This window comes from Collinsella sp. HCP28S3_G2, from assembly GCF_052065125.1.
In the GTDB taxonomy this organism is placed as follows: Bacteria; Actinomycetota; Coriobacteriia; order Coriobacteriales; family Coriobacteriaceae; genus Collinsella.
The window spans coordinates 100023-113079 of the sequence record NZ_JBQHUO010000006.1 but is presented as its reverse complement, the minus strand read 5'-3'; the positions used below and the strand labels follow the sequence as shown (position 1 = coordinate 113079).

Annotated in this window: 9 protein-coding genes; 4 read left to right on the top strand and 5 right to left on the bottom strand. The window is 60.2% G+C overall.

Annotated features, from left to right (window positions below):
- Positions 1-146: 146 nt before the first annotated feature.
- Positions 147-1124 carry an L-lactate dehydrogenase gene (locus ACTNB2_RS05325; RefSeq protein WP_441042272.1) on the bottom strand — a complete coding sequence of 326 codons (978 nt, stop codon included), beginning with the start codon at positions 1122-1124 and terminating at the stop codon, positions 147-149.
- A 211-nt stretch (positions 1125-1335) separates the two neighbouring features.
- Between ACTNB2_RS05325 and metA the strand changes: the two genes are divergently transcribed.
- Positions 1336-2262: a homoserine O-acetyltransferase MetA gene (gene metA / locus ACTNB2_RS05320; protein WP_427795205.1), complete on the top strand. Its 927-nt coding sequence runs from the start codon at positions 1336-1338 to the stop codon at positions 2260-2262.
- 85 nt (positions 2263-2347) lie between these two features.
- Here the strand turns inward: metA and ACTNB2_RS05315 are convergent, their stop codons facing one another.
- Both ACTNB2_RS05315 and ACTNB2_RS05310 read right to left on the bottom strand, forming a co-directional pair.
- On the bottom strand, positions 2348-2944 hold the full coding sequence (locus ACTNB2_RS05315; RefSeq protein WP_441042270.1) for a 5-formyltetrahydrofolate cyclo-ligase: 597 nt from the start codon (positions 2942-2944) through the stop codon (positions 2348-2350).
- Between the two features lie 389 nt (positions 2945-3333).
- Positions 3334-6378 (bottom strand): insulinase family protein, encoded by a 3045-nt coding sequence (locus ACTNB2_RS05310; RefSeq protein WP_441044795.1) that lies wholly within the window; start codon positions 6376-6378, stop codon positions 3334-3336.
- Between the two features lie 569 nt (positions 6379-6947).
- Between ACTNB2_RS05310 and ACTNB2_RS05305 the strand changes: the two genes are divergently transcribed.
- Complete coding sequence (locus tag ACTNB2_RS05305) at positions 6948-8414, top strand: ATP-binding protein (RefSeq protein ID WP_152067326.1); 1467 nt, start codon at positions 6948-6950, stop codon at positions 8412-8414.
- Between the two features lie 100 nt (positions 8415-8514).
- Here the strand turns inward: ACTNB2_RS05305 and ACTNB2_RS05300 are convergent, their stop codons facing one another.
- Entirely contained in the window at positions 8515-9006 is a 492-nt protein-coding gene (locus ACTNB2_RS05300; protein WP_441044797.1) for a hypothetical protein, read from the bottom strand.
- A 215-nt stretch (positions 9007-9221) separates the two neighbouring features.
- Between ACTNB2_RS05300 and ACTNB2_RS05295 the strand changes: the two genes are divergently transcribed.
- Positions 9222-10304 (top strand): HNH endonuclease, encoded by a 1083-nt coding sequence (locus ACTNB2_RS05295; RefSeq protein WP_441042264.1) that lies wholly within the window; start codon positions 9222-9224, stop codon positions 10302-10304.
- Between the two features lie 445 nt (positions 10305-10749).
- Here ACTNB2_RS05295 and ACTNB2_RS05290 read toward each other — a convergent pair whose 3' ends face one another.
- Positions 10750-11436, bottom strand: a complete 687-nt coding sequence (locus ACTNB2_RS05290) for a DUF5710 domain-containing protein (RefSeq protein ID WP_441042262.1) — start codon at positions 11434-11436, stop codon at positions 10750-10752.
- A 348-nt stretch (positions 11437-11784) separates the two neighbouring features.
- Between ACTNB2_RS05290 and ACTNB2_RS05285 the strand changes: the two genes are divergently transcribed.
- Positions 11785-12837, top strand: a complete 1053-nt coding sequence (locus ACTNB2_RS05285) for a hypothetical protein (RefSeq protein ID WP_441045728.1) — start codon at positions 11785-11787, stop codon at positions 12835-12837.
- Positions 12838-13057: the final 220 nt, after the last annotated feature.

Sequence of the window (13057 nt, the reverse complement as noted above, 5' to 3'; positions counted from 1 at the left end):
TTGAGCTTTCATTTTTGGGAAAAATTTTTTGACATAATTGTGCAAGGGTGTCGGGTGTGACAAAAAGGGGCCCCCGCGGGTGGGTTGCGGGCGCGCCCCGCTTTACATTGTGTCCGTATGAGTGAGTTGTCGCATCAACCGGCGGACTACTTGGCGTCGTAGGCCTCGGCGTCCCACCAGTCGAGCTGGGCGATGTTGTCGCGGATGTGCTGACAGCTCTTGTGGAAGCCCTCGAGCTCGTGCTCGGAAAGGTCGAGTGTGTAGACCTCCTCGACGCCCTCGGCGCCGATCACGCACGGCAGGGAGGTAAAGATGCCCTCCTCGCCATACTGGCCGGTCATAAGCGTAGAGGCCGAAAGCACGGCGTGCTCGTTGTGCAGCACGGCGGCGCAGACGCGCGCGGCGGAGTTGGCAACGGCGTACTCGGTGCACTGCTTGCCGGCGTAAGTCACATAACCGCCCTTGCGTGCGAGCTCCTCGACTTCCATGTGGTCGAAGTCGTACTTGTCGGGGTTCTCGGCCTGAAGCTCGTTGAGGCTCTTGCCGGCGATAGTTGCGGCCTTAAAGGCGGCCAGCTGGCTAAAGCCATGCTCGCCGATCATGTAGGCGTCGATGGACTTGGGGCTCACCCCGACCTTCTTGGAGATCTCGGTGCGCAGGCGGGCAGAGTCCAGGCCACAGCCCGAGCCGATGATCTTCTTGGGATCGTAGCCGGTCAGGTGCCACAGCTCGGTGCACACGACGTCGCAGGGGTTGGAGATGCTCACGAAGATGCCGTCGAAGCCGGCGTCGACGATGCGCTTGGCAAAGGTGCGGGCGGCGTCGGTGGTAAAGAACAGCTCGCCGTCGCGGTTGCCGGCGGCCAGTGCGACCTTGCCGGCGGCGTTGACGATGACGTCGCAGCAGGCCAGCTCCTCGTAGTGGTCGTAGCAGTTGACGATCTTGGTGTTGTACGGAACAAACGAAAGGGAGTCGCGCAGGTCCTGGACCTCGGACGTCACCTTTGCCTCGTTGATATCGCAGAGGTACAGCTCATCGGCAATGCCCTGCATGAGCAGGCTGTTGGCGACATGTGCTCCTACGTGGCCCTGGCCGACCACACCGATCTTACGCGTCTGGTACATATTCATATCCTTTCGGCCGAGTATTTCGCATCGAACCATTGTAGCGTCCTGCTGCCACTTTGCTAGGCTAAAGCGCCGTAGATTTTTGGGACATGCCTTAATCTCTACTTTTGGAGTGATTTGGGCCGCTGACGGTGTCTCGGGGCGATGCACTCGCGCGGATGGGGCCGCTCGTTGTACCATAGCTGCAACTGACTCGTAAGGAGCATCCATGCCCATTCGCATTCCCGACGCCCTCCCTGCCGCCGCGCAGCTCGAGAGCGAGAACATCTTTGTCATGACCGAGTACCGCGCGCTGCACCAGGACATCCGTCCGCTGCGCGTGCTCATCCTCAACCTCATGCCAACCAAGATCGCCACCGAGACGCAGATCATGCGCAAGCTCTCCAACACGCCGCTGCAGGTAGAGGTGGACCTGCTACGTACCAAGACGCACGAGGCCACGCACGTGAGTGCCGGCCACCTGGAGACGTTCTACCGTACGTTCGACGACATCCGCGATATCCACTACGACGGCCTGATCATCACGGGCGCGCCGGTGGAGCAGATGCCGTTCGAGGAGGTCGACTACTGGCCCGAGCTCTGCCAGATCATGGATTGGTCCACCACGCACGTGCACTCTACGCTGCATATTTGCTGGGGTGCACAGGCAGGGCTCTACCATCATTACGGTATCCAGAAGTGCGACCTGCCGGCCAAGGCGAGCGGCGTGTTTGAGCATTATCTGGTGAAGCCGCAAAGCCCGCTGGTCCGCGGCTTTGACGACCGCTTCTATGCCGTGCATTCACGCAATACCGATGTGCGCCGCGAGGACGTGGAGGCCGAGCCGCAGCTTGAGGTCGTGGCCGTATCAGACGAGGTGGGCCTGTACATCGTCAAGTCGACCGACAGCCGCCGCTTCTTTGTCTTTGGCCATCCCGAGTACGATACCGACACGCTGCGCCTGGAGTACGAGCGCGACGTGAAGCGCGGGCTCAACCCCCAGGTGCCGGCGCATTACTTCCCAGGTGACGACCCCACCGCCGAGCCGCGCAACGTCTGGCGCAGCCAGGCTCAGCTGTTCTACACCAACTGGCTCAACTACTACGTCTACCAGACCACGCCCTACGACCTGGCCCGCGCCGGCGAGGAGCACTAGGCTACGGCTGCGGCTACGGCTGCGGCTGCGGCGTGACGAGCGTGGATTTTCGGATGCCCATCTTGCGGGTGCGATACAACGGCAGTTAGGCGCTGATGATGTGGGGTAGCGGCAGGTCGTGGGTGTCGGTGGGAACGTGGTCGACACGCTGCTCGTCAAAGGCGATGCCGATGATTTGGCATGCGGGCGAGAGCGTGGGCAGGTAGCGGTCGTAGCAGCCGCCGCCATAGCCCAGGCGCGCGCCGGTGTGGTCGAAGGCTACGAGCGGCACGACGATCATATCGAGCGCCTCGGCAGGCACGATAGGAAAGCGGCTGCTGTCGACGTCCGTGGCTGCGAAGGCCCGCGTAGGGTGGGCGATAAACGGGGCCTCGGACGCATCGCCGGCAGCAACTGCCCGCATGCACATGCGCTGGCCACAAGCCACGGTGTCAGCTGCCGAGAACATGCACGGATAGGCCACGCGCCAGCCGTGTTTTGCGGCCGCAGCGGCAAACGCGGCGGGGTCGACCTCGGAACCCATGGCGGCATAGACGGCAACGGTGCGCGGGGCCGCGGGACCCGAGCCGCCCAGCAACTCAACGAGCCGCGCGCATACAGCAGCAGACTTTGCCGCCCGCATATCCAAATCTAGAGCATCGCGCCGGGCAATTACCGCCCGCCGCAACTCGGTCTTATCCATCCCGGCCCCTCTCTCAAACCTACCAAAAAGGGACAGGTTTATTTTGGTAGGTTTTATCTGGTCAAATGTCGAAACCACCACGCAAACCATCGCAAGGGGAGCAGTTCATGGACACCTTCGTGGGTTTTGACGAAGAGTGGGTGTTCGCGGCGGTGTGTCTCGATCTGTAACAGTAACTCGGCAAAATCGGGCCTAGATGTTACAGATTTAGACAAAGGGCCGGCGTCATCAGAAAACGTCTCGATTTGTAACATCTGGAGCCAATATTGCCGCCTAGATGTTACAGATTTAGACAAACTGGTGTGACGGGCTGAGCTGCCCCGCCCAGGCAGCGGCAAAAGAAAAGGTAGATTTTCAGGCATGTCCCAAAAATCTACCTTTGCTGTGCGTTAGCCCAGCAGGTCGATGACGTTGAAGCCGGCGTTGCTCTTGGCGATGACGTCTCGGCCGCCAAAGACGCAGGTGGGCGAGACGGCTGCGATGCACGTCACGTCGGCGCCGAGCGAGCGTAGCTCACCGGGCGTGGCGGCGAGCATCTGGGCGCGGCGCTCCTCGCGTGCATGCGGATCGAGTCCGGCCAAGTAGGTCGTGTTGCGGCGTTTGGTGAGCGCGTACGGCTTCACCGGCGCGTCCATGCCGCTCACGCAGCTCACGATAAAGCCCTCAAAGGCTGCCTCGTCGGGCTCAAAACCGCCGAGCCATTCGCCTGCGCGCGCCACGCGCTCAATCGAGGGGTCGATTGCCGGGTCGCGGTAGGTGTAGAACGCGGCCTGACGCTCGCCTGCCGCGCGGAATCCACAGCCGTACGCCCCGCCTTTCACGCGGATCTCGTTCCACAGGTAGTCGTAGGAGAGCGCGTTGGCGGCAACCGCCCAGGCGCCCGTCACGTCGAGCCCTAAGCGACGCGGGTCGCATGCGCTTGCCGCAAAGCAGATGTCGCTGGGGATGACAAAAGCCTCGTGGCGGTCGCACGGCGTCGGCACCACGAGCGTGTCGCGGCCGGCAACAGCACCGTCGCCCGCGCCCAACCCCAGGTCGCCCGCGGCGGTCCAGTACGCGTCAAAGTCCTCATCGCTGCCGGTAAAGCTCGCCAGACAGCCATCGGACACAAAGATGCGGCCTGCCAGCTCGGCAAGCTTGGCGCGCAGATCGTCCAGACGCTCATCAAAGTGGTCGAGCAGATCGCGCAGGAACAAGTAGAAGTCCACGCCCGAAAGCTGCTCGCGCACCACGGCCGAAGGCGAGCTGTAGCTCATCGCGCGACCAAGCGCCGCCGAGTGACCGTTGTTAATGAAGCCCTGCTCAAGCCCAATGCGAATCTGCGTGAGCACGTCGCGCACGCGGTCGGCTTCGGCATCGAGCAACAGCGTGCTCGACCACACCTCGCGCGGCAGGCTCGCCAGCGCATCGATCTTTTCAGACAGGGCGCCGGCGCTCACCAGCAGGTAGGGGCGCACGCCGTCCACGTCGGGCTGGGTCATGACCTCGGTCGTAAAGCTCAAAAAGCCCAGCTTGCCGGCGATAAGGTTGTCGAGCTCCTCGGCCGAGTGTTCGCTCGTGGGTAGCTGTTTGAGCAGGCGGCAGAGCAGGGTCACATAGGGCAGGTCTTCAAACGCGACGCAGCTCAGGTCGAAATACTGCATGGCGTAGGCCAGGCGGTTGGTGGGGATGCCGTGGCGCAGGCAGGGGATGGGCGCGGTCGTGTCCACGACCAGCGGCGGCTCGGGGCGCGCCTCGCCAATGTCGGACACGCGCAGGCGTGGCAGCGTGGCCTTGGCCTCGGGCGCGTCATCCGCCTCCTGCGCGGCGCGCAGCGCAGCCGTGCGCTCGACCACATCGGCCAGCTCGGCATCGGTCATGGCATCGCGCTTGGCTGCCAGCTCGGCGGCTTCGGCGCTCTCCGCACCCTCGGCAGCGTCTACCGGAACCAGCTCGACCAGCGCCATGTGGTCGTTTTCCAGCACCAGCTCGCGCAGCAGGTCCTCAAAGTAGCTGCCGTCCAGCTCGCCGCGCAGCTCCTCGTACACCGGGCCGTACTTGAGCGCCAGCGTCGCGGCGTCGTCATCGTAGAGCCAGGTGCTCAGCGCGTCGCACGCAATGGCCACGCCGTCGGCGATACCGTAGTCTCGCTGGCGCAGGTCGTATTCGTTGCTGCTGATGATGGCCTCCAGGCGCTCGCGCGGAACGCCGTGCTCGCACAGGTCGCGGCAGGCGTCCTGGAACACGCGGCGCAGCTCGCGCGCCACGCCGGGCTGCGCGTTTTGCAGCATGATGAGCTCGTAGGGCTGCAGGCTCTCGGCCGCGGTGTAGCTCACCACGTTGCCGCCCAGGCCGGCGGCCAGAATGGCCTTCTTAACCGGTGCCTCGTTGGAACCCAGCAGTGCCTCGAACAGGATGTCCGCCGCGATCGTGCGCTTGCGGTCGAGCGCGCTGCCCAGCACAAGACCCAGGCCCACCAGGGCGTTCTCGGGTGTGGTGGCCATCTCGACGCGCTTGTACTCGCAGGTCACGGGCGCCTGCACGACTAGCGGATTGGGCGCCAGCGTGGACGGGTCCTCGCCGGCTGCAACGGCAGCGTCCATGCGGCGGCTCGCGGCACTCGGCTGCGACAGATAGCGCTCGTCCAAAAACGCCAGCGCGCGGTCCACGTCTAGGTCGCCGTAGAGCGTGATGTAGGAGTTGGAAGGATTGTAGTGGCGCGCGTGCGTGTCCAGGAACTGCTCGTAGGTGAGCACAGGGATCGCGCGCGGGTCGCCGCCGCTCTCGTGCGCATAGGCGGTGTCGGGATAAAGCGCGGCGTTGACGGCGTCATCCAGCACGCTCATGGGGTCGGACAGCGCGCCCTTCATCTCATTGAAAACCACGCCGTTATAGCGCAGCGTGCCCTCGCGCAGGCTTGCGGAACTGCCGTTGCCCTCGCCCTCGGCGCCCTTCGGCAGGTCCAGCTCGTAGTGCCAGCCCTCCTGCTCAAAAATGGTGGGCTTGGTATAGATGGCCGGGTTGAACACCGCGTCCAGGTACACGTCCATCAGGTTGTACAGATCCTGCTCGTTGGTGGTGGCGACGGGGTAGATGGTTTTGTCGGGGTAGGTCATGGCGTTGAGGAACGTCTGCATGGAGCTCTTGATGAGGTCGACGAACGGCTCCTTGACGGGAAACTTGGCCGATCCGCACAGCACCGAGTGCTCGAGGATATGGAACACGCCGGTGGAATCGGCCGGCGGCGTCTTAAAGCCAATGGCAAAAGCCTTGTTTTCGTCGTCGCACGCCAGGTACAGCAGGCGAGCGCCCGAGGCGGTGTGGCGCAGCACGTAGGCGTCCGAGTCGAGCTCGGGCACGGTCTCGCAGCGCTCGACGGCAAAGCTGTGACAGGTGGTGCCGGGCACCAGCAGCGCGGCGGCAGCGGCGCGCGGGTCGGTTGAGGTGGTGGACATATGCAGTCTCCTTTGACGCCCCAGCGGGGGCGAATCGAGTCGAATCCTCGTGAGTATACCCATATGGGGCCGCGGCTCTGCGGCGAACTGGAGACGATGCCGGCGGATTGGGCGAAGGCCTTGCTCGTTCACCGCACGAGTGTGGAAACTTGGACGCCTATCGAATGAGAGTTGATTTTCGGACGGAATCAGCCTCAAAACGCCCAAAAACCGTCCAAATATCCACCCTCGTTTCCCGACCGTTCAAAATCCACGCTCATCCGCCGCCCGCACATCTCTCATATCTCATTCGTCACTAATACGAGAGATAACAGAAAGACGAGAGATGAATATGAGAGATAACTGAGCAGCAAAGAGACAAGAAATCACGGTATTGTCTCAATACTGATTGTTCTACCAGCAAAAACATGTTTAAATGAAACAGATGGTAGATATCTTATCTCTCATCTTTCACTCATCTCTAATACGAGAGATAACAGAGAGACAAGAGATAATTACGAGAGATAACTGAGAGACGAAGAAAATCTATTCGCGGCATTCTCCGCCGGACCGAGCGAAAGGACGTGCAGATGAACGAGAACGAACTGATCGGTCTGCTCGAGTCTTTAAGGCGCATGGGCTCGGACGATCTTAGCGTCGAGGTCAAGGAGAGCGCCACGACGCTTTCTCGCGACGTATGGGAAACGGTTAGCGCATTCGCGAATACCGCCGGCGGAATTATCGTGCTCGGCGTGAGCGAGCGCGCGGGCTTTGTCCCGGTTGAGGACTTTGAGACCGAGAAGGTGCTCAACCAATTTGTCGCAGGCATGGGTGATGCCGGCGGTCGCGGAAAACTGGCCAATCCGCCCAAATACACTATTGAGCGCGTGGAGCTTCGGGGCACCGTGGTTCTCGTTATCACGATTGAGGAGCTCGACCCGTCGAGCAAGCCCTGCTATGTAATAGAACGCGGCGCCCAGGGCGGCAGCTACAAGCGCATTGATGACAAAGACGTGCCACTTTCATCGACCGAGGTTTTGGCACTGTCGTCATACGAGCGGACGAGTCCTAGCGATCGCGATGCAGTGCCCGGCGCGGTTGCAGGCGATCTTGACGAGGCACTGGTCGATCGCACGATAGAGCGTGCTTTCTCGCTGACACCTCGGGCAATGCGCGGCGCGCCGGACAAGAAAACGAAGCTGGAGCGCCTGAATTTCCTCGACTCCCAGGGCAAAGTTACTAAGGCCGGGCTCCTGGCTGCGGGTGCCTATCCTCAGCAGTTCTATCCTAAGCTCTTTATCGATGTGGCGGTCTATGCCGGAACGCAGAAGGGCGCGGCGGGGTCGTTGAGGTTCATGGACCGTACGATCTGCGAGGGAACGTTGGGCGAAATGATCTCGGATGCCGTCGCGGCAGTCGCCAAGAATTTGCGGCGAACCTCGACGATCCAAGGCGTCTCGCGTGTCGACTCGCTGGAGATTCCCGAGGAGGTCCTACGCGAGGCAATCGCCAACGCCGTAATCCACCGAGAATACGGAGATCGGTTCTGTGGGCAGTCGGTCGCTGTTGACGTCTTTGATGACCGTATCGAAGTGACGAACCCCGGCGGCCTATACGGAGGAAAGACTCGCGAGAACTTGTTTGACGGCAGCTCCCGGTGCCGCAACGCGACGCTCATGAAACTCATGTCGATTGTTCCGCTGCCGGATGGCGCAGGTTCGCCGGCTGAGGGCAATGGCTCGGGCATTCCGATGATGATCGACGCCATGTGTGCTCATGGTTTGGCCGAGCCCCTGTTCTGCCCGGGATTCGATCGGTTCAAAGTGGTTCTCTATCGCTCAAAGGTCGAGCCGGTCGACCACGGCGGTGACTTAATTGTGGCGGCACTTAAGCGTTGCGGTGAGCTGGGTACGCGCGAGTTGGCGGAGCACACAGGGCTCACAATTTCCCAGGTTAGGTCGCGCGTCAACACACTCATTGCTCAAGGCGAGCTTGAGCCTACAGCGCCGGCGACGAGTCGCAACCGCAAGTATCGACTGTCGGAGCGTGCGGAATAAATGCGCCAGCGGACGAGGTGACCCAATAATCGACTCTCGATTGGCGCCCGCTAAGGTAAGGCGGTTGTTGCCCAGTCGACGGCGAAGTTAAAAATCCGGCTTACGCTGGCATAGTCCCGAACCCATCCATCAAGAACAGCCTAAGAACCAGCTTGATGGCATATCCCGGTTTGATTTCTGCCGCGCCAAAGACGTGGCGCTCGGCGAGCTCGCTGCAGTATGCGTAGATATCGCGGATAAGGTCCGCGCCCGAAAGCGTAAACATGTAGCCCGCGTCCGAAAGCGCATTGGGCGCGGCGGGCAACTTGGCCATGTGGCAGAACGTCTGCAGGTCGGGCGCCATAACATTCTGGTAGTCGAGGTGGCCGCTGGCATCCTGTTCGGCAAGCTCCAATTGGCGCACAGAATCCAGCGCCGCCGCTAACACAAAGCTCGGCGTAGGCGCATTGACGTCCTGAGTGGTCGCCACAAGCCTGCCCGCCGCCTGCGTGACAAGCCAAGCGACCTCGCGCTGGCAGCGCACGGCCTTGCGCGTCACCGGCCTGATGGACGAAGAAGAAACGCTTCCCTTAGGCGGATTCGAAGCAGCCATAAGACCCTCCCATGAACAATCCGGCCCAACAAGCCCGGATGAAACACGTGCTACATCAGTATACAGGGGAGTGGGATAGCGGGGTATGAGCGCGCCAGCGGCAAACCGAGAGCATCAACGATGTGCCGATCGCGGAATGAGATCTCGTAATAATTGACTCTCGGCCATATTATTGAGGGGCATGACTCGCGTTCGTATGGTTGTAGGTGCTGGCGATGAACGACATTGACCTTGCTGTTCCGTTGATGGATGGACCAAGCTATGACCGTGCCTGCAGTCTCGTGCCTTCCGAATACGTTGAGGCATGGGAGTGGTTTCTGGGTGAGGAGCAGCGCGGCGGCGTTTGGACCAACCTTCCGCACCGCACCAAGGAAGATAGCCCTCAGTATCAGTATCGTTTGAGAATTGGCGCGGACTTCTTTCCCGTAACGCGGGATTCAGGGATCTTCTGGCCGGGCCAGGATCGGGTGAAGCAAGATCCCAATAAGATCTTTGCGCTTTCGGTCCATAACTCTAAAAAGAGCTTCTACACCGATGTTCCTCCGCTCTATTTGGATGACGGTACGTGGGTCATTAAGTATTCGGTTCAAGCGCCAGGTGTCGTTGGTTCTCGAGACCAGAATTACAACCGTAAAATGCTCAACTGCATGGAATATGGCGTTCCAGTTGGAGTCATATTTGCAACCGAGGTGGGCTATAAGGTGCTCGGCCTTGCGTTTGTTGAACGGTTTGAGCCCGAAAACGGCTGGTTTGTTCTGCATGGTCCCGTTCATAAAGGCGGACCGGACCCTCGTTTTGCGTCCGACATGAGCTATCTGAAGCACATGCCAGCCGACATTGAGTTTGCCGGACAGAGTGCGACCGATGACGAAAAAGTTCGCTATGCGTTGAGACGCGAGCGATTGGGGCAGCAATGGTTCCGCAAGCAGCTCATTGCCGCCTATGATGGTCGCTGCGCGGTGTCGGGTTGTGGGGTTAACGAGGCACTGGAGGCTGCACATATCGAGAATTACTCGGGACCCAAATCGCAGGTTGCCAGCAACGGCATTCTACTTCGGCGCGACTTTCATGCTCTATTCGATGCTCATCTGATTTCGTTTGAGCCTGTTTGCGGCGAATATCGGCTGTGCGGATCGTACCTGCTGGATAAGACCGACTACGCTTCCTTTGCAGGTGCGACGCTAAGGCAGCCGAATGAGCGTCAGTGGCGACCCAATGCGGTGTTTCTCGAGGCCCATCGCATTGAGTTTGATCGCTCGGAAAAGAAGCGTGAAAAGGCGGGGCTTCTGCCGTATTAGCGTATTTGGCTTCGGCGGTCTTTTACGATCGTGTTGTTTGATCGGATCGCGTGGCGATGCAATCTCGTGCACGCCCGCCGGTGCATGCTCTTCCTGATTTGGATAGCGAGAGAGGAGCGCGTGTGAGCTGGCGAGGCGATATTGCGATGGGGAAGTACGGAAAACTGCCGTGTGCCCTTATCGACAACAATATGTTTCCGGGCGTAGAGGTTGATTGCGGGTCGTTTGCTGTCGCCTGTCCTTGTTGCGGCTCGCAAATATCGTGTCTCGATATTCGGTTCATCGATGCGCGCGACAGACTCAGCGACGAAGTGAGAAAACGGACGGGCGTTCATATGCCGGTGTATCCGGAGAAATGCCCTGTTTGCGGCCTCGATATCGTGTATGACGTTTGCGACGAGGGATAGGCGATGCGGAGGAGCTGGCTGTGAAGGCCTCTCCGTCTCTACAAATAAACCCCCTCACCGAGCTGCTTGTGGAACTTGGTGTGATGGTCGCGTGCCCAGGTAAAGAGTGCCTGGTCAAAATTGGTACGCGTGGCCGGGACGCCAAAGACGCCGGCAACTTCGACGCGCACAAACTCCAGTGCCGGCAGCTTGTTGATGGCAGTGAGGGCAAACGGGGACGAGGGCTCCTCGAACAGATAGCGGCTGCCTTGCAGCGCGTCGCAACTGGTGCACGTGTTGCCGAGCGATGGGGCTTTGGAGGCTCGCGCGCCTACGGGCTTGTAGCCACAGCGCTTAGAAAGATAGTCGCGGATCTCGCCCGGGACGCAGCCAAGAGCGGGAACAATGGCGAGCGCGTTGGCATTGGTCGTGTCGATGGCAATGTGCCCGGCCTTGTTGGGTGCGTGCGCGATGGCGATGCCCTCGCTGTCATCGGCTCGATAGGGAATGCCGAAGGCCGCGACCGAGGTCTCTTTGTGACACTTCCAGCACTCGCGCTTGCCCAGTACTAGATATATATACGGCGCAGAGGGGTCGGATCGGTCAACACCGGGCAGCCATTCGGCAAAGGGCTCGGGGTTGACGCCGCTGGGTACATACCAGATCTTCTTGGTCCGGTCCCATTTGGCGCCCAGCGCCTTGGCTTCTTCTTTGCGCGAAAAGGGAACATCGAGCTCGGTGCGCATGGTGGCTCCTTGGTGCTACAGGTGTAAGTGGCTCAAGGATACCGCAGGGTGTGGACGTTGTGGCGTTTTGCCGAGAAGCCGCGGTGCGGACTGGTTGGTTACGCCTTGGATAAACTGGCAAGTAGATGGTCGGCTTTTGGCCAGTTGGGCGGCAACCTTGCCAAAAGCTTGACGGATTGCGGTTTGGGCATCGTCGAATGAACACTTTGGCGCACCTCGGCGAAAAAACCGCCGGTCGTTTGTCGGAAACTTAACAGAACCGCCAGCCGCCGCCGGCGTGCGTGCTATCTTCGAGCCATGAGGTACTTTATCGTTTCACATAACGCCGCATTGGCGCTGTTGGCGCACATGCCGAACCCTCGCTTTGGGGATTCGGAGCCAGAGGTCGTGTCGATTGCAGGTGCCTGTGCGCTCTTGGACCAAGAAGCGCAGGAGGTTATCGATCGCTATGACCTGGGGATCGAAACGCTGGATTTGCTGGTGCCGTCGCGCGCCGGCCGTCGGCAGAGCAAGCATGTTAAGACGCATCTGTGCACCAACGAGCTCCCGGCGGGTTCGTTTATCTCGCTGGGCCACTGGATGGGCGACCTTGATGCGTACGTGTGCTCTCCCGTGCTGGCGTTTTTGCAGGCTGTGCACGATGGCGATGTGGCAGCGGCCGTCTATGCCGGCTATGCGATGACATCGGATTACCGGCTGGATAACCTTGCTCCCGGTGGGGTAACAGGCAGGGATACGGGCATGCGCGATAGCAGGCTCACGACTAAGGAGCTCATCGAGGCGTATATCGAGAAGTCACCCAAGGTGAGGGGTATCGCGAAGGCAAAGGCGCTGCTTGCATATGTGATCGAGGGGTCGCGCTCTCCGAGGGAGTCGGGGCTCTGCATGTTTATGTCGCTGCCTGCGCGCTACGGCGGGTATGCATTGGGCAAGGCCGAACTTAACAAGAAGGTCTTCATTCGCGATGGATACAATGACGGACGTGATCACAAGCTTCGCGTGTTGGAGCGCACACCCGACATAACGCTTACGGCTAAAGTCGAGGTGGGCATGGATAAAGTAAAGGCCGGGCTGCTGCCAGAGGTGCTGACCGCGATGGTCGATTACGATAGCGATGCCATTCATGACGGACGCGAGAAGATTTACAAGGATGCCGAGCGCCGCAACGAGTTGGAGCTGTTGAGCGGCGTGGCACACTTCACCGTGACGACTGAGCAGGCAAATGACTACGACAAGCTCATCCGGCTGTGCGAACGCATCCGACGGAAGCTGCACCGGAACAAGCGACCCATTTTTAACAAGCCCATGAGCGAGGAGCAGCGATACTTTGCCCTCAAGCGCGTCGAAGCGAAGCGGTTTAAGCTTTGGCAGGCCGTAATCGAGGCGCGTCAACATTGGTAGGGGCGGTTGCTGGGCATGGGACCAAGGGTCTCAGTGTCAGGTCTAATACTTTCCCGAGAAGTGAACGAGTCAAAACGGACCCCCGAAACATCGACACTTTTGGTGGCTTATTTCCTGCGGTTTTATCATTGGAATCCTGCGGTTTTGGCTGTAAAAAGTGTGGATGCTTCGGGGGTCCAAATAAGGTCGTTCACTTCTCGGGAAAAGTATTAGACCTGAT